The sequence below is a fragment of the Hoeflea sp. CAU 1731 genome (genome assembly GCF_039888615.1).
Lineage (GTDB): Bacteria > Pseudomonadota > Alphaproteobacteria > Rhizobiales > Rhizobiaceae > Flavimaribacter.
Window position 1 is genome coordinate 290,212 of the sequence record NZ_JBDQQS010000005.1, and the last position, 19,586, is coordinate 309,797.

At 57.6% G+C, this 19,586-nt stretch carries 17 protein-coding genes and 2 pseudogenes; 12 read left to right on the forward strand and 7 right to left on the reverse strand.

Going from position 1 to position 19,586, the window contains the following annotated elements:
• The first annotated feature begins 114 nt into the window (after window positions 1-114).
• Entirely contained in the window at window positions 115-867 is a 753-nt protein-coding gene (locus tag AAFN47_RS10965; RefSeq protein WP_499809261.1) for a TRAP transporter small permease subunit, read from the forward strand.
• Between the two features lie 5 nt (window positions 868-872).
• Complete coding sequence (locus AAFN47_RS10970) at window positions 873-2,465, forward strand: TRAP transporter large permease (RefSeq protein WP_499809262.1); 1,593 nt, start codon at window positions 873-875, stop codon at window positions 2,463-2,465.
• Window positions 2,466-2,719: 254 nt separating this feature from the next.
• Here the strand turns inward: AAFN47_RS10970 and nanR are convergent, their stop codons facing one another.
• Window positions 2,720-3,478 (reverse strand): transcriptional regulator NanR, encoded by a 759-nt coding sequence (gene nanR / locus AAFN47_RS10975; protein WP_499809263.1) that lies wholly within the window; start codon window positions 3,476-3,478, stop codon window positions 2,720-2,722.
• A 67-nt stretch (window positions 3,479-3,545) separates the two neighbouring features.
• On the opposite strand from nanR, the pseudogene AAFN47_RS10980 reads away from it, so the two are divergent.
• Window positions 3,546-3,695 (forward strand): annotated as a pseudogene (locus AAFN47_RS10980) (ATP-binding protein); the annotation flags it as partial.
• Here AAFN47_RS10980 and AAFN47_RS10985 read toward each other — a convergent pair.
• Both AAFN47_RS10985 and AAFN47_RS10990 read right to left on the reverse strand, forming a co-directional pair.
• Window positions 3,642-4,435, reverse strand: a pseudogene (locus AAFN47_RS10985) (IS5 family transposase). The pseudogenes AAFN47_RS10980 and AAFN47_RS10985 overlap by 54 nt on opposite strands.
• 418 nt (window positions 4,436-4,853) lie before the next feature.
• Window positions 4,854-5,837, reverse strand: coding sequence for a mannonate dehydratase (locus tag AAFN47_RS10990; RefSeq protein ID WP_499809264.1), 984 nt, complete (start codon window positions 5,835-5,837; stop codon window positions 4,854-4,856).
• Between the two features lie 396 nt (window positions 5,838-6,233).
• On the opposite strand from AAFN47_RS10990, the gene AAFN47_RS10995 reads away from it, so the two are divergent.
• The 8 genes from AAFN47_RS10995 to AAFN47_RS11030 all read left to right on the forward strand — a co-directional run bounded on the left by AAFN47_RS10995 (window position 6,234) and on the right by AAFN47_RS11030 (window position 14,820).
• Window positions 6,234-7,010, forward strand: coding sequence for an ABC transporter permease (locus AAFN47_RS10995; protein WP_499809290.1), 777 nt, complete (start codon window positions 6,234-6,236; stop codon window positions 7,008-7,010).
• A 1-nt stretch (window position 7,011) separates the two neighbouring features.
• Entirely contained in the window at window positions 7,012-7,929 is a 918-nt protein-coding gene (locus AAFN47_RS11000) for an ABC transporter permease (RefSeq protein ID WP_499809265.1), read from the forward strand.
• Window positions 7,930-7,931: 2 nt separating this feature from the next.
• Window positions 7,932-8,957 carry an ABC transporter ATP-binding protein gene (locus AAFN47_RS11005; RefSeq protein WP_499809291.1) on the forward strand — a complete coding sequence of 342 codons (1,026 nt, stop codon included), beginning with the start codon at window positions 7,932-7,934 and terminating at the stop codon, window positions 8,955-8,957.
• A complete protein-coding gene (locus tag AAFN47_RS11010; protein ID WP_499809266.1) occupies window positions 8,954-9,955 on the forward strand; it encodes an ABC transporter ATP-binding protein in 1,002 nt (333 codons plus the stop codon). The genes AAFN47_RS11005 and AAFN47_RS11010 overlap by 4 nt, the downstream gene beginning before the upstream one ends.
• Window positions 9,952-11,484, forward strand: a complete 1,533-nt coding sequence (locus AAFN47_RS11015; protein WP_499809267.1) for an ABC transporter substrate-binding protein — start codon at window positions 9,952-9,954, stop codon at window positions 11,482-11,484. The genes AAFN47_RS11010 and AAFN47_RS11015 overlap by 4 nt, the downstream gene beginning before the upstream one ends.
• A gap of 28 nt (window positions 11,485-11,512) precedes the next feature.
• Window positions 11,513-12,688 (forward strand): mandelate racemase/muconate lactonizing enzyme family protein, encoded by a 1,176-nt coding sequence (locus AAFN47_RS11020; protein WP_499809268.1) that lies wholly within the window; start codon window positions 11,513-11,515, stop codon window positions 12,686-12,688.
• Between the two features lie 4 nt (window positions 12,689-12,692).
• Window positions 12,693-13,820, forward strand: a complete 1,128-nt coding sequence (locus tag AAFN47_RS11025) for a mandelate racemase/muconate lactonizing enzyme family protein (RefSeq protein ID WP_499809269.1) — start codon at window positions 12,693-12,695, stop codon at window positions 13,818-13,820.
• 76 nt (window positions 13,821-13,896) lie between these two features.
• Window positions 13,897-14,820 (forward strand): D-2-hydroxyacid dehydrogenase, encoded by a 924-nt coding sequence (locus AAFN47_RS11030; RefSeq protein WP_499809292.1) that lies wholly within the window; start codon window positions 13,897-13,899, stop codon window positions 14,818-14,820.
• Window positions 14,821-15,128: 308 nt separating this feature from the next.
• Here AAFN47_RS11030 and AAFN47_RS11035 read toward each other — a convergent pair whose 3' ends face one another.
• From AAFN47_RS11035 to AAFN47_RS11050, 4 genes are read right to left on the reverse strand one after another with little or no spacing between them, the layout of a single operon-like run.
• Window positions 15,129-15,902: an SDR family NAD(P)-dependent oxidoreductase gene (locus AAFN47_RS11035; protein WP_499809270.1), complete on the reverse strand. Its 774-nt coding sequence runs from the start codon at window positions 15,900-15,902 to the stop codon at window positions 15,129-15,131.
• A gap of 28 nt (window positions 15,903-15,930) precedes the next feature.
• Window positions 15,931-16,731 (reverse strand): SDR family NAD(P)-dependent oxidoreductase, encoded by an 801-nt coding sequence (locus tag AAFN47_RS11040; protein WP_499809271.1) that lies wholly within the window; start codon window positions 16,729-16,731, stop codon window positions 15,931-15,933.
• Between the two features lie 2 nt (window positions 16,732-16,733).
• Entirely contained in the window at window positions 16,734-17,348 is a 615-nt protein-coding gene (locus AAFN47_RS11045) for an amino acid synthesis family protein (RefSeq protein ID WP_499809272.1), read from the reverse strand.
• Window positions 17,345-18,097, reverse strand: coding sequence for a GntR family transcriptional regulator (locus AAFN47_RS11050; protein ID WP_499809273.1), 753 nt, complete (start codon window positions 18,095-18,097; stop codon window positions 17,345-17,347). The genes AAFN47_RS11045 and AAFN47_RS11050 overlap by 4 nt, the downstream gene beginning before the upstream one ends.
• Before the next feature lie 345 nt (window positions 18,098-18,442).
• Here AAFN47_RS11050 and AAFN47_RS11055 point away from each other — a divergent pair, with 345 nt between their 5' ends.
• Entirely contained in the window at window positions 18,443-19,543 is a 1,101-nt protein-coding gene (locus tag AAFN47_RS11055; protein ID WP_499809274.1) for a substrate-binding domain-containing protein, read from the forward strand.
• The last annotated feature ends 43 nt before the right edge of the window (window positions 19,544-19,586 follow it).

Sequence of the window (19,586 nt, forward strand, 5' to 3'; positions counted from 1 at the left end):
CGAGCCCCTACGGGCTTGTCGTGTCCGTCAGGGTGATTTTCTTAAGCATGCGGTGGATCAATGTCCGTTGAAAGCGTTTGGCTCGGACCGATGCGAAGGCCGATGCGACTTATTATGCTATCCAGCACGGTCGCTACCGGCCTGATAGCGCTCTGGCTCATACTCGGCAGGTTGTTCTTCGGAACTGGCATCGGGCTGAAGGAGTTCCTGTCGCCCGCTGATACACCCTCCGTGCTCCTGGCGATGATTGTCGGCGCGATTGCGCTGCTGTCGGCGAGCATCTACCTTTCCGACACGTGCGGCGTCGTCGAATCCAAATCTGACGGCTTTTTCGACGTCGTCAGCCTAGTCTGTTCGCGACTCGCCATGATCGCCACCGTGACGGTGGTGCTCGTTATGTTCTACGAGGTCGTGTCGCGCTATCTCTTCGGGAAGCCGACGCTTTGGGCGAACGAACTGTCGCTGTGGATTGCCGGCTTCGTCTTCCTGCTGGCGGGCCTCTATGCAATGCAGCAGCGCAGTCACATCCGCATCTACATCATATACGACATGATGCCACGCTGGCTGCGAAAGCTGTCGGATGTCCTGTCGCTACTCCTGATCGGGTCATTTGCCTTCCTGACAGTGTGGGGCGGCTTCAATGAGTCGCGGGACAAGTTCTTCCGCTGGGAAACATTCGGAACGGCCTGGGATCCACCAATCCCTGCAACGATCAAGCCAGCCATTCTCATCATCGTCGTGCTGGTCGCACTGCAGGCCTTATCCAATCTAATCGCGGACTGGAACAAGGAACCTGAACATCACTCAGCAGCGAACGATATCGATGCCAGTGAGATTGAAGCCATCCGCAAAATCGTCAAGGACTGACCACGATGGATATCGGCTCGATCTCGCTCATCCTTCTGCTGGCGCTCTTTGTGCTGCTGGCGATGGGTATGCCGCTGGGCTTCGCGTCCGGAACACTGGCGTGCGCGGTGCTGGCGATGAAGTTCGGACCGGATCTGCTTTTCCGAGATTTCGGGCGCGGCCCGCTGGCGGTGGTGGGGCAGGCCGTATATCGCCAGATGACAAACTATGTTCTGATATCGGTGCCGCTGTTTATCTTCATGGCGGCGTTATTGGAACGCAGCGGCATTGCCAAGGCCATGTATGCGTCACTGAATGTTTGGCTGAGCCGAACGCGCGGCGGCATCGCGATCGTGACGTCGATCATGGCCGTCATCATGGCCGCAATGTCGGGGATTATCGGCGGCGAGGTCGTGCTGCTCGGACTGATCGCACTGCCGCAGATGTTGCGCCTGGGCTACAATCAGAACCTTGCGATCGGAACGATCTGCGCTAGCGGCTCTCTGGGGACAATGATCCCACCCTCAATCGTGCTGATCTTCTTCGGCCTCATAACCGAGACCTCGATCAAGTCGCTGTTTACTGCAGCATTCCTGCCCGGCTTCATGCTGGCGTCGTTTTTCTTGATATATATCATCATCCGCACCCAGCTCAGGCCGGAAGAGGCCCCGCTGCCGGAGCCGGACCCCAATGATCCGCAACCGCTCGAAAAGTCCATCCTGTTCGGCGCTTTCACGACCATCATGATCATGGGTGCGACGGCGCTGCTCCTGCTGCGCGCCTTGATCTTCACAGCGATCGGTGCCTATGTCGTCGCCGAAGACACTGACCCGATCGCACTCGGCATGGTGGCCGCTCTGCCCTACCTCATTGGTATTCTGGTCGCCGGCGCCTTGCTGCTGCGGTTTGTGATCGGTCCTGATCGTGTCCGTCTCGCTTGGCAGATGGGCAAGGGGCTAGTGGCGCCGATCATTGTGATCGGAGTCGTTCTGGGCTCGATCTACGGCGGCATCACCGGAATCACTGAGGCGGCTGCGATGGGGGTTGTGGCTGTCTTCGTGATTTCCCTCGTTCGTGGCGAGATGACCTTCGAGGTACTGCGGGATTCGCTGATCCGCACGATGAAGGCGACCGGCACGATCATCTGGGTGACGGTGGGAGCGGCCGCGTTGGCTGCGGCTTATACGTTGGTTGGCGGCCCTACATTCGTTGCCAACCTGATCGTTGGCGCCGAGCTTCCGACGATGGGCGTCATCCTCGTCATGATGTTGATCTTCCTTGTCATGGGCATGTTCATGGACTGGGTTGGCATCGTGCTCCTGATCATGCCGGTGTTCATGCCAATCGTGATGGCGCTTCCGATCGAGGAGCTGGGATTCGTGGGGGGGATTGACCCCAAGTATGTGGCGATCTGGTTTGGCGTGGTATTCACCATGAACATGCAGGTCAGCTTTTTGTCGCCGCCTTTCGGTCCCGCCGCATTCTATCTGAAGTCCGTGGCGCCGCCGTACATCTCGCTGACGGACATCTTCCGGGGCTTCATGCCATTCATCGGTATCCAGTTGCTGGCGCTTCTGGTGTTGCTGATGTGGCCGAGCCTGGTTTCAGTTTTCCTATGAAAGAGGGCCAATGGCTTTTAAGTTACAATCGGACGATCCGTATATGGTTCCACCACATCAATAATTCCATTACGCGCTCACATGTTTCGGCACGTGCTTTGTATTCTTTTAGGATCGATCTTGGAATGCCGTTGTTTTCGGCTTCAAAGATAGTCGTGATAGGGCAGAGCGTGTCCAACCGGTCCATGCATGTGCGGGTACTTAAGGATGTTGAATGGTTCCTGAGGCGCGACATCTACCGCCTGCTTGACGCTTTAGGTTTTATAATATGAATCGCGATTTGGCTTCATCGTGTAAAGCGGGTCGGAGCGATTAAGGTGTTCCTTCATCAGGCGCACTGCGCCGTCGATATCGTGGTTTGAGACCAGTTCGACAATGTTTTCATGTTCCTTGAGTGTCGTTTCCTCGCGTCCGGCCCAATGAAGCATCGGCTTGTAGAAAGCGAACAGCCACGAAAGCATCGCCTGAGTTACCGATTCGAGCAAGGGATTGCCCGTCACCTTGGCCATGGCAACGTGAAAATCGATATCCGCCTTGATGAAGGGTTTGTCCTGGCCGAGCATTGAGCGCTGTCTTTCGACCAGCGCGCGTAGATCGACAACATCGGCGGCGGTACATTGTTCGGCGGCGATCCGTACGGTCCCGGCTTCAAGTATTTTTCGTAGTTGTTTGAGATTTTCCAGATTCGCCGGCTTGGAGGACAGCATAAGTTTTGCGATGTCTTCGACTTGTTGAACCGCCGCCCCGGCAGTCAACTCGTTTACCCGGCTGCGTTCCCCGTGCGAGATTGTGATAACGCCCTTGCTGGCGAGCATCTGGAGTGCTTCGCGTACCGCCGGCCGACCGACGCCGAATCGCTCCATCAAATCTCGTTCGGACGGCAGTATGTCGCCGGGCGCCAGTTCTCCGGACGCGATCAATTGCCACAACCGCTCAAAAACCTGGTCGGACAATTTTTGACGTTGAATAGGCTCGCTGTACAGAGGATCAGAAAGTGACGGTGTGGATGACATGGCAAGTTTCCCAATTGGCGATGATCACTATTAGCTCACTGGTATAACGAGGCAATATCTTTCGCACGGCGATGCCAAGATGACCACCGCGCTTCTCGACCGGCTCACACAACGCTGCCGCAATCTGGAAACCGGTAACGACAGCTACCGCTACAAAGCCAGTTCAGAGGCCGCGAAGAAAAAGAGAAAGGAGGCGCCCGCATTGACCACAACATGACAGCTGAGACATAAACAAGGGGGGGGTCAAATCTCGGTGAAAATACCGGGTCACTACTCAACTGAAATCAACATTCAGCTTGCTGAATGTGTTTTCAACCTTATGCCGTTGTTTGTACATCGTTTTGCAGTATTCGGCGGGGTTCTTGCGCTTCGCTCGTGGTGGAATGCATGAAGCAATTCCCTTGGCCTTGAGTGCAGCGCGGAGTTCATCGCTGTCATACCCCTTGTCGCCAACCAGTGTCGCGGCATTTGGCAATCCCGGATACATGATCTTGGCCCCAATATGGTCGGAGACCTGACCTGCTGTCAGCGCCATGACGATGGGTTTGCCCTCGTTGTTGACGACAGCATGCAACTTTGAGTTCAGCCCGCCTTTTGTTCGCCCAATGTGGCGGGGAACATCCCGTCCTGCGGACTTGCCAGACTGCAAGCAGTCCGGTGGGCTTTCAAATGAGTTGCATCGATCTGTACGATGTCCGGTTCACCCGCTCTGGCGGCCAAGCTGCTGAATATGCGATCAAAAACACCCAACCGGCTCCACCGTACAAAGCGGTTGTAGAGGGTCTTGTGCGGGCCGTAATCACCTGGCGCATCGCGCCAGCGCAGACCATTGCGGATGACATGGATGATCCCCGAAATAACCTTGCGGTCATCACTGCGCGGTACGCCGTGGGCAAGAGGGAAATAGGGGCGCATCAACGCAAACTGTCGATCCGACAACCAGAACAAATCAGACATGGAAAACCTCCTTCGGTGGCCATACAGAATCTGATTTGCGTCAATCTGAAAACCCGTTAATCAATAGGTCCTGACCCTGGCAAGTTAATGATTCGAGTGTGGTGTACGGATTTGAAGTTCCTGTATGAGACAGCTGCTACAATGTAAGGAACTTCAAATCCACCGCACTAGAACATGCTCGAATTCCAAAAGCTGCCCGTCCGAATACGGCCTCCGAGCTGCCCTTCAACAATGCGACCCCAATTCTGCTGTCCATAGGTTTCCGCACATATCTCTAAACCGGACATCAATGTCGTGTCGCTATCAGAGCAGGTTTTTGTGGATGCAACGGGGAATGATAACCCATTCAGGAAGTTAGAAAGTACAGGAGAGTCCAAAAACTGGTTGTGGAGTGCGCCTCTGGTTGGTGAGAACGGAACTAACTTTGTGCTCTCTGCGCCTGAGCCAGCAACGCCTTCATGTAGCCCTGGGCGTAAGCGGCGTACGCGCGAGATCCACCTACGATCGGTAACTCGTGATCGAAGTTTATGCTGCCTGAATAGTTAGTGGCGACCAGCGCTTCCATGATCCGGAACATGTCGTAGTAACCTTCATCGGGAAACGTCTCGGAAAATCGCGGAAGCGTGGCGGTGACGTTGCGAAAGTGGACTTCCCATACTCTGCCCGTGGGCACGTATTCGTGGATCGCGTCGACAGGGTCCCCTATACCCTCAAGCCAGGTCCCGCAACAGATGGTCAGCCCGATCTTGTCGCTCTTCGCCGCATGGAAGGCGGTTCTGATATCGTCTTCGGTCGAGAAGATGCGGGCCGCGCGGCCGGCTTCGGGGATGGGAGGATCGTCGGGATGAAAACCAACCCGGACCCCGGTCTCCTCGACGACCGGTTCTATTTCCCGGAGGAATGTGACGAAATTCCCGAACACCTCGTTATGGGTATATGGCCGCTCTCCCACAGGGCACTCGTCGCTGACGACGACGCCCGGATTCTGCGGAAGGCCGCGTCGTAGAGGCTTGGAAAGATCGACCTCGCGCGCCTGGACGCCTCCGCGGAGTTGAGCGAAGCCGCTGGAAAGGACAAATCCGGGAGACGCCAAAGCGATCGTGTAAGTCAAACCGGCGGCGTGAACCTTTCGAAGCCACGCCTTGAACGCCTCGGTCTTCGATTCGCGAAGGGGTGTTGCGAGAAGGATGTCATCCAGCATCGAGGTCGCGGTCATGTTGCGGATATTGTCCACGACGACGCCGCCATCCGCGTACCGGGCGACGATTGTCTGGAGGCCCTCCACTGTATCGTCGGGTGTGTCGGGCATAATGCGGACATAGGTCCGGTCTACCCCCAGTTGGTGCATGAAACGAAAATCATCGTCGGTTGGTTTCGGTCCGCCCGGAAATGCGAATTTCATACTGCTACCTGTTATGCCTTGACGATCGTGCCGAACCTCGATTCAATAATCGCACTGATTGAATAGTCTGAAAAGGAGCTTGCAGCGAAGATTTTTTACGAGGTCTTACAGAATTATCTGGAGACATCCGCATGCTTACTGCTTATTGTGATGTTAAACAAAATGATAGGAAGTGATTGCGCTACTTAAGGTAGTTTTCGTCTCTAGTACATCGGGAAGTAAGCAGTAGAAATTGGCGTTCTCGTGAATAAATATTGTTCTTGGCGGGCTTGTTGGAGGAGGAGCGCCATTTCCAGCCTGGAAAATACCGGACATGTTCGTGCGCAGTACCGATGGGGCGCGCTCTTTTCGCATGTCGGCAAGGTCCCGTGGATTCCGATAATCCTGTTGGCGCCGGTGATGGTGTGGGGGCTGTTCGGCCCGTGGATGTGGCCCCACGAACCGACCGCGATCGACTTCGCCGCGCGATTGAAACCGCCGGTCTGGCTTGAGGGCGGGACCGCAAATCACCTCCTTGGCACCGATCAGTTCGGACGCGATCTTCTCAGTCGCCTGATCGAAGGGGCGAGGGTCGCCCTGATCGTTGCGATCTTCGGCGTGTTTCTCGCCGCGCTGGTCGGCGTGGCGGCGGGACTGGCCGCCGGCTACTTCGGTGGCGTCACCGACAACATCATCATGCGGATTGTCGACGTCAAAATGTCCGTGCCGGCCATTCTGCTGACGATTCTCATCGGCTCGGCGATCGGAGCGGGCGTCACGACGGTGGTGGCGGCGATCGCGATCACGTTCTGGGCGGACTACGCCCGCGTTGTCCGCGGCGAAACGCTGTCTTTGAAAGAACGCGGCTTCGTCGAACTGGCGAAGGTCGCCGATTGCAGCCATCTGCGAATTCTCACCCGCCACATCCTGCCAAATCTCCAGGCAACTATTGTCGTGCTCGTTACCTTGCAGCTCGGTCGGGCGCTGATCCTCGAAGCCGCAATCACCTATATCGGGATCGGCATTCAGCCGCCTTCGTCTGCCTGGGGACTGATGATCAGCGATGGCCGCAGCCTGCTTTCGACCGCGTGGTGGCTTGCGGCCTTCCCGGGGTTCGCCATTACGGCAACCGTGCTTGGCGCCAATCTGCTGGGCGACTGGCTGCGCGACGCGCTCGATCCGAAGGTCCGCTGACATGGGGTCGTTTATCGTCAAGCGCCTGTTTCTTGCAGTCATTACGATCGTCGGCGTGTCCATCATCGTGTTCGTATGCGCTCGCCTGTCAGGCGATGTGACCTTTCTGCTCCTTCCTGTCGACGCCACGGAACAGGATATCAGAAACATTCGCCAGAGCCTCGGTCTCGATCAACCTCTCTGGGTCCAGTTCATGCGCTTCGTGGCGGCGGTCTTTCACGGGGATTTCGGTGAGTCGATCAAATATCAGGTCCCGGCGATGGACCTCGTCGTTGCGCGCATTCCGGCGACCGTTCAATTGACCCTCTCGGCGTTTTTCATCTCGATCGTCGTCGGTATTCCGCTGGGCGTGCTTGCTGCGCTTCGGCGCAACTCTGTTTCCGACTGGACCATTCGATCCGTCGCCGTGCTCGGACAATCAATGCCGAATTTCTGGATCGGCCTGATGCTTATCCTGCTTTTCGCTGTGAAACTGCAATGGTTGCCAAGCAGTGGCAGAGGCGGTTTCAGCCACCTCATACTCCCGGCCTTTACCCTTGCCCTGTTCGGCATAGCCGCCATCATGCGGGTAACCCGGTCTTCGCTGCTGGAGCAGCTGGATATGGATTACGTCCGGTTTCTGAGCTCCAAAGGTCTGTCGGCCAGGCTCATCCTGTGGAAGCACATGTTGCGCAACGCGATCATTCCGGTGCTTGCGCTTTGTGGCGTGTTGCTCGCCAACCTGATCGGCGGCGCCGTGATCATCGAGACGGTTTTCAACTGGCCGGGTCTCGGCAGTCTGGTCGTGGAATCCGTCGTTGGCCGGGATTATCCGGTGATACAGGCGGCGGTCATTCTCACCTCGGTCTTTCTCATACTGCTCAACCTGTCGATTGACGTCGCCTTCGGCGTCGTCGACCCCAGGATCCGATACCAGTGAACATGATCGACTCCCAGGCGAAACGAACGACGACCGTGTCGCAGGATCCACCAGCATTTCTGCATGTCGACAATTTGCGCACGGAGATAACCTCAAGGCGAAGCGGTCGGGTGGTGCGCGCCGTGAACGGAGTCTCGTTTCGTCTGGAACGCGGCAGAATACTCGGGATCGTCGGGGAATCGGGTTGCGGCAAATCGATGACCGCCTATTCCATCATCAGGCTGCTGCCAAGATCCGCGCGGACGGTCGGAGGGTGCATAGAACTCGAAGGCGTCGATCTTCTCGCCCTTCGCGAAGGCGAAATGGCCAAGCTTCGCGGAACCCGGATCGCCATGATCTTCCAGGATCCGATGATGACCCTCGATCCGCTTTTCACCATCGGCGACCAGCTTTCCGAACCGTTGAGGAAGCACAAAGGACTATCGGGCGGGCCGCTGCGCGAGCGCATGCTCGAACTCCTTCGCCAGTTTTCGATTTCGTCGCCGGAAACGCGCCTGCGCCAGTATCCGCACGAACTGTCCGGCGGCATGCTGCAGCGTGTTGTCGGGGCTATTGCACTAGCGGCTGATCCGGAACTGGTGATCGCGGATGAACCAACGACAGCGCTCGACCCCACTGTCCAGGCGCAATATCTTGATTTGCTCGACAGCCTTAAGAAAAGCCGGGATCTGTCGCTGATTATCGTCACGCACGATTTCGGCGTCGCGGCGCGTCTTTGCGACGACATTCTGGTCATGTACGCCGGGCGCGCCGTGGAAAAAGCGCCTGTCGAGGCGGCGTTCGACACGCCGCTACATCCCTACACGCAAGCGCTGCTCAAGCTGGTGAACCTGTCCGATACGGATGGCGGAGACCATTTTGTTACGATCGAGGGCAGTCCGCCCGACCTCTCGGAGCCGATCGAAGGCTGCCCGTTCGCCCCGCGCTGCCCGCACAAGATGCCGATATGCGCCGATGAAGATCCGCCGGAATTCGCCGTCGGTTCCGGCGCTGCCTCTTGCTGGCTCTATTCGGAGGCGGCGACATGACGGTCAATGGCGACATTCTGCAGCTGGAGGACGTTGCGAAGCATTTTTCCGTTCGTCGCAGTCCGTTTGCGCCGCGCCGCTCGATCCGCGCCGTCGACGGCGTCGACCTGACCGTAAGATCGGGAGAAACTCTTGGTCTGGTTGGCGAGTCGGGATGCGGGAAGTCCACTCTCGCCCGCTTGATTCTGAAACTCCATGACGTTTCCACAGGTCGCATCAGCTTCCTCGGACAGCAGGTTCACGACGCCCGCGGACGCAATCTCTCCCGGTATCGCAGGCAGGTACAGGCTGTGTTCCAGGACCCGTTCAGTTCGCTCAGTCCACGTATGACCGCCGGGCAGATCGTCGCGGAGCCGATGATCGTAAACGGCGGCCTATCGTCGCGTGAAACAGACGCGCGTGTCGCCGATCTCTTCGACAAGGTCGGATTGAATCCCGCCTGGATGGAACGCTATCCGCATGAATTCAGCGGCGGCCAGCGCCAACGCATCGCCATCGCGCGTGGAATTTCCCTCAACCCGAAACTCCTCGTCCTCGACGAGCCCGTGTCTGCGCTGGATCTGTCGGTTAGAGCGCAGATCCTGAATCTTCTCAAGGATCTGCAACGGAACCTCGGGCTGAGCTACCTCCTGATCTCCCACGATCTCCCGGTGGTTTCGCGCATATGCACCCGCATCGCCGTGATGTATCTGGGTCGTATCGTCGAAATCGGACCCGCCAGGGAAATCGTCGCCAATCCCCGTCATCCCTACACAAAGGCGCTGTTTTCTGCGGTGCTTCCTGAACATCCGCGCGCGCACCATCAACGCATCGAACTGGAAGGCGAAGTACCGTCGCCTCTCGATATCCCGTCCGGTTGCCGTTTCCGGACCCGCTGCCCGATCGCCGTCGAACGCTGCGGTGTTGAGTCGCCGGCCAACCTGATGATCAACGGCGAGCATATGGCCGAATGCCGTTTCGCTATCGAAAAGCCAAACCATGGAGGAGAACTGAAGTGAAAAAGCTGTTATTCAATACCGCCGTCGCCCTGGGCCTCACGCTGATGGCGGTTGCGCCGAACGCCGCTCAGGCGCAATCCGACGATACATTTTCCATCGCAACGCCGATCGAGCCGGACACGCTGGACGCCCTGAAAACCCGTCTTCCTCCGCTCGTCCTCGGTACGATGACCAACATAAACGAGCCGTTGATCGCAGCCGACGCCAATGGCGACCCGGTTCCCGGGATGGCCGACTGGACAATTCTGGAAGACGGCAAGGTCATAGAATTCAAGATCAAGCCAGGCGTCAAATTCCACAACGGAGATCCCCTGACGGCCGAGGATATCAAGTTCAGCCAGGAACGTCAGGCCGAACTCAACAAGTTCTACGCGCGACAAATGGCGAGCTTCGACCATATCGAGATCGTCGACGATCAGACGATCCGCTTCGTCTTCAAGGAGCCCACGCCGGGATTTCTGAGGCAAAGAAGCCTGCTTATTGCGTCCAAGAAACATTTCGACGAAGCCGGGGAAGAAGTATTCACGCAAAATCCGATCGGGACCGGTCCCTATAAATTCGCCGGATACAAATTCGGAGAATATATCGATCTGGAAGCCTTCGACGATTATTGGGACGGCGCTCCGGAAATCAAGAAGGCGCGCATAGAGTTCATCAAGGATGACCAGACACGCGTCGCCAAGTTGCGTTCCGGCGAGGCTGATCTCATCATGCACGCTCCCATGGAATCGGTGAAGCCACTCGAGGGCGACGGTTACAAGACCTCCGGAGTGCCGGTTCATCCGACGCTTGCCGTTTATTTCCACACCCTCAATCCGAAGGCGCCCTGGTCCGACATACGGGTGAGACAGGCGATCTCGAAAGCAATTGACGGAAACGCCATCGTGGATGGACTGCTGGGCGGCGTTCCCAACCGGTTTCCTGCGCTTGGGCCCGACGAAATCGGCTACGATCCCGACCTCAAGCTGCCGGAGTTCGATCCTGCCGCCGCAAAACAGTTGCTTGCGGACGCCGGCTATCCGGACGGGTTCACCATGCCGATGTACTACATGTCGGGAGGCTACTCCGGGATCAAGGAAACGGCCGAAGCGATCGCGCTTTTTCTCAAGCCCATCGGCATCGATGTGGAACTGCAGGGTCTCGACCAGCTCAAGTCGGTCGAGATGCTGCGTGAACTGCACAACAATCCGGACGCCATGATGGTCGGCCTGCATCCCTTGACGATCGCCAGCACCCCGGAAGCAGCCTATTCGATTGGCCTTTCCTTTGCGACGAGTTCGCCTTTCTCGATACACAACCAGGAAGGGGTCACCGAGCCAATCGTCAAGGGCCGTGTGACGATGGATGACGAGGAACGCGGCGAACTGATCCGGGAGGGGATCAGGGCGCTCTACGACAACGTTATCTACATTCCGATGTGGTCCAGCGTCTCCGTTTTCGCCATGAAGCCGGAGGTGTCCTATCAGGGCATCCCCCGGACGTCCGGCGGCGCCTGGCTGCGCATCAACGACATCGAGGTCGGCCAGTAGGTCGGCCCCAACGCCAGAAGGAAGCCAGATGCGCATAACCGGCATTGAGGATCTTCACGCCAGCGGAGGCAGGAAGACGATCTCGTTCCTGAAAATCACGACGGACGAGGGCGTGACAGGATGGTCCGAGTTCAGCGAGTTCATCGGATCGAAAGGGCTCACCGCCCTGATCCGTGAGATCGCTCCCGGGCTCATCGGCGAGGACCCCCGCGCCACCGGGCGTCTGTCTGCGATGTTCAAGGCAAAATCCCGCGTCGTGTCCGGCGGGCTGAATGCGCTCGCCTACGCCGCGATCGAGAACGCCTGCATCGACATCAAGGCAAAAGCGCTGGGCGTTCCGGTGTACGAACTCCTCGGAGGCGCGATCCGCGACCGCCTCCGGGTCTACTGGTCACACTGCGGAACCTACCGCATTTCGACGCCGGAATTGTATGGCGCCCGACCGGTGCAATCGGCCGGGGACTTCGCCGGTCTCGGCAGAGAAGTCGTCGACAAGGGCGTCGGAGCGTTGAAGACAAATATCGTGATATTCGACGCGCCGAAACCGTTTGTCTATTTTGGCGGGTTCGGGGTCGGACCAGGCCACCCTGAACGGGATCTGCCGCAACCGGTGCTGACTGCTGCGGTCGACCAACTTTCCGCGTTGCGAGAAGGGGCGGGAAAGAACACGGCTATCATGCTCGACATCCTGTCGAATTTCAGACCTTCCGATTGCATCAGGCTGGCGCAGGCGCTCGAGCCGGTCGATCTCGCCTGGCTGGAACTGGACTTGCCCGATCCCGAAGCGGTTTGCGATATCCGGCGATCGGTGCGCACGCCGATTGCTTCGCTGGAGACGTGTTACCATCGCGAGATGTATCGACCGTTTCTCGAAAAAAGAGCGGTCGATGTCGCGATAATCGATGTCATGTGGAACGGCATTTTCGAGTCCGTCAAGATCGCCGATCTGGCCGACGCATTCGATATCGGAGTGAGTTCCCATGCCTTCACCAGCCATCTGGCTCTGATGATGAGCGCGCATATGTGCGCAGCAATTCCCAACTATCGCTATGTCGAAATGGATTTCGACCAGCCGCCATGGAACGACGAACTGTTCCACACGCGGCCAATGGTCGAAAACGGTCACCTTCTGGTGCCGGACGGCCCGGGCTGGGGCATAGAGGTCAACGAGGACGCCGTTCGCGCCAATGCCACGGGGAACTGATGCGATGATTGTCGAATCTGTGGAGGCCTTGCCGGTCGCCATGCCGCTGCCCGCCGATTATTCCTTTCGCGCGGGACCATTCCGTTTCGCCGGATTTCGGTCGGCCGTCGTCGTCAAGGTGACGACGCGTGACGGGATTGTGGGTTGGGGCGAGGCGATGAACGCGCGTTCGACACAGGCCATCGCGACCCTGATCAACCGCACGCTTGGCGATCTCGTTGTCGGCGAGGACGCCTCCGCCGTTAATGCTATTTGGGACAAGGTCTATAGGTCGTGCATAAAGACGTCCGGAGCCGACGCCGGTTTCACCATCGGATTGAGCGGCATAGACATGGCGCTTTGGGACATCCGCGGCAAAGCCGCCAGCCTGCCGCTCTACCGGTTGCTGGGAGGCCGGTCCAGCAAGGTAAAAGCATATGCCGGAGGTCTCTCCCTCGGCTTCGAGCCGCCGGAAAAGCTGGCCGAAGAGGCGCTTGGTCTCGTGGAACAGGGCTTTCGGGCGCTCAAGCTGAGGGCCGGCGACACGCTGGACATGGATATCGCCCGCGCCCGTAAAGTGCGGGAAAGCCTGCCAGACTCCGTGAGCCTGATGATAGACGCCAATACGCTCTATTCCCTTGAGGACTGCCGGATCGCCGCGCCCCGGTTCGCCGAGATGGGCTTTCTGTGGCTGGAAGAACCCTTTCCTCCGCACAACCTCGCCGCCTACCGACGCGCCGGACACTTCGCAAATATCGCGTTAGCCGCAGGGGAGAACCATTTTACGCGCTATGATTTTCACGAGCTTCTGAATATCGATGCGATTGCTCACGTGCAGCCGGACCTGTCGAAGTGCGGCGGCATCACCGAAGCTTTGCGCATCGCCTCAATGGCGTCTGCGCGGCACGTGCCGCTGTCGCCGCACAGCGCCTCCACGAGTCTGAACTATGCGGCCAGCATCCATCTGCTCTCGGCCATCGACAATCCCGGCTGGTTCGAGGCTGACGCGTCGGCCGCCAATCCCCTGCATCATGACATCGGCACAAAGCCCTACGAGATCGAAGATGACGGCACAGTGCGCCCCTTGGAGGGGCCTGGAATCGGCGTCGAGATCGACGAGGACCGACTGCGGGCTCATGTGCTGACAAACTGACCTGGAGGCCCATTTGTCGCGCATCGTATCCTTTCCGCTGATCGCCCGCGATCTGATCAATGGCAGGCTGGCCGGGTTGGAAGGCCTGGATCTTGTCACCGTTGATCGTCTGGAAGAGATCGCAAGCAAGCTGGACGGTGCGGACGCACTGATCATGCCGGGCGGAGAAGCGCATTACAGCGTTGAAATTGCCCGAGCGGTGAGGGAGAAGGCGAAAGACCTGCGCTGGATACAACTGACCTCCGCTGGCTATGACGGTCTCGTCGCCTTTGGTGTTCCGGACGGGGTGATCGTCACGGGAAACGGCGGCGCGCTTGCAGTTCCCGTCGCCGAGCATGCGATGGCGCTGCTGCTGTCGCTCTCCCGCCGCTTGCACGAAAATGTCCAAAACCAGATGCGACGGACCTGGGAGCGCAATACGCAAACTCCGGTAAAAAGCCTGGACGGCTCCACGGTTCTTGTTGCGGGGTTCGGGTCCATCGGGCGTGAGGTCGCGCGACGGGCAAAGGCCTTCAACATGCACGTCATCGGAATGCGGCGGACACCGACGCCGGATGAAATGGCGGACGAAATCGTGGGAATGGATGATCTCAAGCCGGCTCTCAAACGGGCGGACGCGATCATTCTCTGTCTTCCTTTGAACGATGCGACACACCAGATCATCAACCGGGAGACGCTCGCCGCCTGCAAGCCGGATTCATGGATCATCAATGTCGGTCGCGGTGGACTGATCGACACCGAAGCTCTGATGGACGCTCTGCAAAACGGGATGCTTGGTGGCGCAGGTCTGGATGTGACCGAACCGGAACCCGTACCCGCCGACCACCCACTCTGGGCAACGCCGAACGTCATAATTTCCCCCCATGTCGGCGGCGGTGGCAGTCGAAAGAGTTATGAGCGCATTGCTGATACGGTTACTGAGAACGCGCGCCGCTTTATTGCCGGAGAGGACTTACAAGAACTGATTGATTTACGCGTCATGGTCTCCGGCCATTCTTAGCATGGAACTATTTTTAGCTCGCTATTGATAATCGTTGACTCCCAGACAGAGTCAGAACGGTGAAACTTGGCACGTTTTCGCCGATTCATCCGTGCCGCAATCCGAACAGCGCGGAGTATTTTGAATGTCTGCTTTGCCTTAGAGTTGATCAGAATCCCGAAGGTCTCTTTCCGGCCCCAAAGCAGCCAGGCTCGAATTCGCCCTCACTCCAGTCGCGGGTCCCATAGTGCGGGCATTCCGCAAAACGGTGACATCGGAAAATGAAGTGCTAATGGAATCCGCATGTGCGTGCACATTCTTTACGAATCCTATGCACTCAAAAGTGTGCGTCCGCCATCAACCAGCAAAAGGTGCCCCGTCACGAAACCAGCATCCGGACTGGACAGATAATGGAAAGCCGCGGCGATATCTTCAGGAGCGCCTTTCCTTCGAATTGGCTGGACATTTGCGGTTTTCTCGATTCCTGCAGAACCGAGGGAGTTCACATCGTCCAGCGTCTGCGGCGTTTCGATTATTCCGGGAGCCACTGCATTGACCGTTATTCCCGATGGGCCGACTTCAGCCGCCAGTGAGCGGATCATTCCCACGATACCCGATTTTGCGGCCGAGTAGTGAACATGCTCTTCCCATGCTTCGAACGGACCGGCAACTGACGATGTCGCCAGAAGACGCCCGTATCCGCGTTCGGACATGTGTGGCAAGACAGCCCGGAAAAGGCGCCAGACCCCATGCAGATTGACATTCAATGTCGTTCTCCAGGCGTCGTCATCCAGTTCGGCGACGGAATGTCGGCGCGCGATCGCCGCATTTGCAACGGCAATATCAACCCGTCCATAAGTGGAAAGAGCCCTGGCAACCAGATTGTTGACCGACTCCGTCGACGTGACATCTGTTTCCACAAGGATTGCCTTTGCATCGACCTTGCGGACATCTTCAAGAACGGCATCGGCGTTGTGACCGTCCGGAGAATGCACGGCAAGAACAAGATTGGCTCCGGCGCGCGCCAATCGGCGCGTCGTGGCCGCCCCGATTCCGGAGGCCGCGCCAGTGACAATTGCTGTCTGTCCACGCAGATCGAACATCTCATGATTCCTTTCTGCCGTCATTGGCTCAATAAGCGGTCCAGCCGCCATCGACTGCGAGCACATGTCCGGACACGAAACTGCAGTCGTCCGAGGCCAGAAAGAGCGCTGCTCCGGCCACATCTTCCGGCCGGCCCAGGCGGGGATATGGCGTTCTCGCCAGGGAATATTCGGTAGCCGCGTCGACGGCGCCGTGCGCCAGATAATCTGCTTCACCCGGCTGACGGCCCGTGATGATGCGACCGGGCGCCAAGGCGTTCACAATGATCCCTTTGCGTGCATAATCCACGGCCAGTTGTCGCGTCATATGGGCAATTCCGGCTTTCGCCACCGCATAGCTCAAATGGCCGGGCGGCGCGGTGATACCGAGCTGTGACGCCATGTTGATGATGCGGCCACGAATTTCGCTTCTTGCTTCCTGATTAAGCATTCCTGTTATTGCCGCGCGATTGACGAGGTAATGACTTCGAAGGTTGACGTCCATGTCGGCGTCCCAGCTTTCAGCGCCTGTTTCCATAATAGGATGGCCCCGAAAGACGCCGGCGTTGCTGACCACTATATCTATACGGCCCAACGTTTTTCTGACCTGGTCGAACAAGGCAGAGACATCCTCCTCGTTCGTAACATCGGCCCGGTGGAATCCGGAAACGCCGCCTTCATTGGAAATCATCTCGTGGGTCGGCATATAATCCGGCGTGGAGCCGGTCGGAGTTGCTGCAAGGTCTGCGACAAGAACGCGAGCGCCCTCGCGTCCGAACCGAAGCGCGATTGCCCGCCCGATTCCAGCGGCCGCCCCGGTTATGACAGCTGTGCGTCCTTCGAGCCGCATGATCAGGTCAACCCATCCATTCCGCGAACGTCCTCACGCTGCAGGCCGCCAAGCCGGGCGTGAAGTCTTCCGCGTGTCGCGAACGCCCAGATCACCAAAATTTCGTCGCGCCGCGGCGCGTCCGAAAACATGGTGCTGATGGTGTCGTAGTGGGAACGGACATAAAGCGCGTCCTTGAATGCCAGCGGAATATCGATTGTGGCGCCCGGGGCGCCGATTTTTCCGGTTGACGGCACCCAGGCCTTGCCGCCGCCAATCGACTCCCTGACCGGATTGGCGCCGAATGTGGTCAAGAAAGCGTTTCCGTGTTCGTACTCGCCATCCATCCCGACCAGGCAGGCTTTGCCGTAGCTCTCGACGGTTTCTCCGAAGAGCAGGGCATTGGCCCTGCGGCCGAATTCCTCGCCCAACTTGTCGGAGCGATCAATGATATCGCTCAAATCCTCGCTGTAGCGGCCGGCATAAGGGTTTCGGATCGCTGCCGCAATCACTGCTTTAACAACTGGCTCTCCATCTGCGGGCTTGCCTGTCTCGTTAAGAAGGGTTTCCTCGCGCTGGGTAAACCATTTGCGAATCGAATACCCCGCGAAATTTCCCGTTTCGTCCGATGTGCTCATTTTACTGCTTCATCCTGTTTGTTGTCCGGACCATTCAGGTCGAAATCGGTCAGAGCCTCAGGCGCCGGCGAAGAGGCGGCATTGAGCAGGCTGCCCTGTCCGGAAAATTCGAGGACTTCCATGAGAGCCTGGTGGCTGGCGCGTACGTGATCGCGCATCAGGCGCTCGGCTGTGTTGCCGTCGCGGGCCTCTATCACCTCGAGAATGCTGTGGTGTTCATGATCGGACTGTGGCGCACGGCCGGAACTGCGAACAGTAAGATGGACGAATTGCGAATGCAGCAATTGGTTCATCAAAGTGTGATAGAGGTGCATCAGTTTAGAGTTGCCGGCCCCGCGCATGATCAGGTCATGATATTCGTGGACCAATTCAACGTACTGATCGAGATCCTGATTTGCGACGGCATGTTCGGATTTGCGCACATTTTCCTTGAGCAATTCCAGTTCCGGTATGTTTCCGCGATTGGCAAATAGTCTGGCTGCGGCGCCTTCCAGAATCTCCTTGACCTCGAACAGTTCGTTGACCTCGAGTCGCGTGGGCGCGAATACGAAAGTCCCGACGCGCGGGCGAACGACAACCAGACCTTCCGCCTGCAACTGCTTCAGTGCTTCGCGTATCGGAGTTCGGCTGACTTCGAATTCTTCCGCCAAGGCTGCCTCCGACAGTGCGGATCCGGGGATATAGACGCCCCGCGCAATACGGCTTCTGATGTCGTCGGTAATGGTTTTCTGATTTTTTTTCTTCTTCAATCCCTTGCTCCCTATACGCGGTAATGACCCGCTGTTGTATGGTATAGACCTATCGAGATAGATCGGCAATATCCTTGATGCATACAACAGAGCTGGCAATCACCGAATTTCACAATGGCGAAATATCGGGCAAGAAGCAATATAAATAGGCATATTTTGGAGATTTCTGTGAAAAATGCACAGTGCGTATGATTTAAATTTGCAAATTAACGGACTCCATTGACATACAAGATATGGCGCGTATTCTTAGTCTGTACCATACAAGAGCGGTGTAATCCGGTCTTGTCCAATCCAGCCTGCAGAGAGCGATGGAAAAGCGCTGCTGCCCACAGGAGAGAACAGTTGATGCAAGTTAGACCAAAAGCATTCACCGCTGCCGGAGCAGCGCTGTCCGTCTTCATCGCCGCAAGCCTTATTCCGGCAAACGCGGCTGACGATACAATGTCAAAGGGAACAACCCTCGATCTTGCCGAAGACGCCAAGACGTCGGTTGACACCAGTCAATGGAAGAAGGAGCCGCCCTACACGATCGCAGCGCTGACGCAGGGGCCGATCAACGGGTGGGGGTTAACCCAGGAATCCACCATACGCTGGCTCGCCGACCAGGACGGCGACGTCGAGGAGCTGATCGTTCCGTCCATCAATGCTGATGTCGACCGTCAGATCTCGGCGATGGAAAACATGATCAATGTGAAGCCGGACCTGATTCTTCTGCAACCGCTCAGCTCGGCGGCGCTGGCTGCACCTGTCGCGCGCGCCATGGCTGCCGGGATTCCCGTCGTATCGTGTTCGGACGGAGTGGAAGGTAAGCCCTATGTCGCGTATTCGGACGTCGATCTCTATCGGGTCGGATTCGAGACCGCGAAAGCGCTTGCGGAAGATCTCGACGGTAAGGGCAAAGTCATCATGATCAATGGCATACCGGGTGTTCATGCCGCTGAAGCCTGGAAGGAAGCCGGCGAAGAGGTTTTTGCCGAATATCCCGGCATCGAGGTCGTTGCAAACGAATACGCCAACTGGTCCATTCCGACATCCAAGGAAAAAGCGACTGCAATGCTGGCGGCCAATCCGGATATTGATGGTGTTTTCGCCGGAGGGTCGGAAGGCGCGATCGGTGCGCTTCTGGCCTTCGAGGAAGCCGGCCGGGAACAGCCGAAATACGGCGCTGTTGTTCCGTTGAACGGCTGGCTGAGACTCGCCATCGAGCATGAAGTCGAATTCACTTCCTGGCCACAGCCGGCCGCGCTCGAAGCGCAATCGTGTTTCGAGACGGGCATGAAGATCCTGCGTGGCGAAGAGGTGATGAAATTCGTTCAGATCCCCGAGACCGTCGTCACCGAGGAAAACGCGGCCGAGTTCTACATCCCTGAGCTGAAGGACGATTTCAGCGGACCGCCTGTCGCTCCGATCGACTATTATATTGAAGTCGGATTCGGTCGTCAGTGACGAGCGGAAACGAAAAAAACTGCAAGGCGGCGCCAATTGATCA

Excerpts from the sequence above, each read along its gene's own strand:
- AAFN47_RS10965 (WP_499809261.1), top strand. The coding sequence starts at position 115 with ATGCTATCCAGCACGGTCGCTACCGGCCTGATAGCGCTCTGGCTCATA.
- AAFN47_RS10970 (WP_499809262.1), top strand. The coding sequence starts at position 873 with ATGGATATCGGCTCGATCTCGCTCATCCTTCTGCTGGCGCTCTTTGTG.
- nanR (WP_499809263.1), bottom strand. The coding sequence starts at position 3,478 with ATGTCATCCACACCGTCACTTTCTGATCCTCTGTACAGCGAGCCTATT.
- AAFN47_RS10990 (WP_499809264.1), bottom strand. The coding sequence starts at position 5,837 with ATGAAATTCGCATTTCCGGGCGGACCGAAACCAACCGACGATGATTTT.
- AAFN47_RS11000 (WP_499809265.1), top strand. The coding sequence starts at position 7,012 with ATGGGGTCGTTTATCGTCAAGCGCCTGTTTCTTGCAGTCATTACGATC.
- AAFN47_RS11005 (WP_499809291.1), top strand. The coding sequence starts at position 7,932 with ATGATCGACTCCCAGGCGAAACGAACGACGACCGTGTCGCAGGATCCA.
- AAFN47_RS11010 (WP_499809266.1), top strand. The coding sequence starts at position 8,954 with ATGACGGTCAATGGCGACATTCTGCAGCTGGAGGACGTTGCGAAGCAT.
- AAFN47_RS11020 (WP_499809268.1), top strand. The coding sequence starts at position 11,513 with ATGCGCATAACCGGCATTGAGGATCTTCACGCCAGCGGAGGCAGGAAG.
- AAFN47_RS11025 (WP_499809269.1), top strand. The coding sequence starts at position 12,693 with ATGATTGTCGAATCTGTGGAGGCCTTGCCGGTCGCCATGCCGCTGCCC.
- AAFN47_RS11035 (WP_499809270.1), bottom strand. The coding sequence starts at position 15,902 with ATGTTCGATCTGCGTGGACAGACAGCAATTGTCACTGGCGCGGCCTCC.
- AAFN47_RS11040 (WP_499809271.1), bottom strand. The coding sequence starts at position 16,731 with ATGCGGCTCGAAGGACGCACAGCTGTCATAACCGGGGCGGCCGCTGGA.
- AAFN47_RS11045 (WP_499809272.1), bottom strand. The coding sequence starts at position 17,348 with ATGAGCACATCGGACGAAACGGGAAATTTCGCGGGGTATTCGATTCGC.
- AAFN47_RS11055 (WP_499809274.1), top strand. The coding sequence starts at position 18,443 with ATGCAAGTTAGACCAAAAGCATTCACCGCTGCCGGAGCAGCGCTGTCC.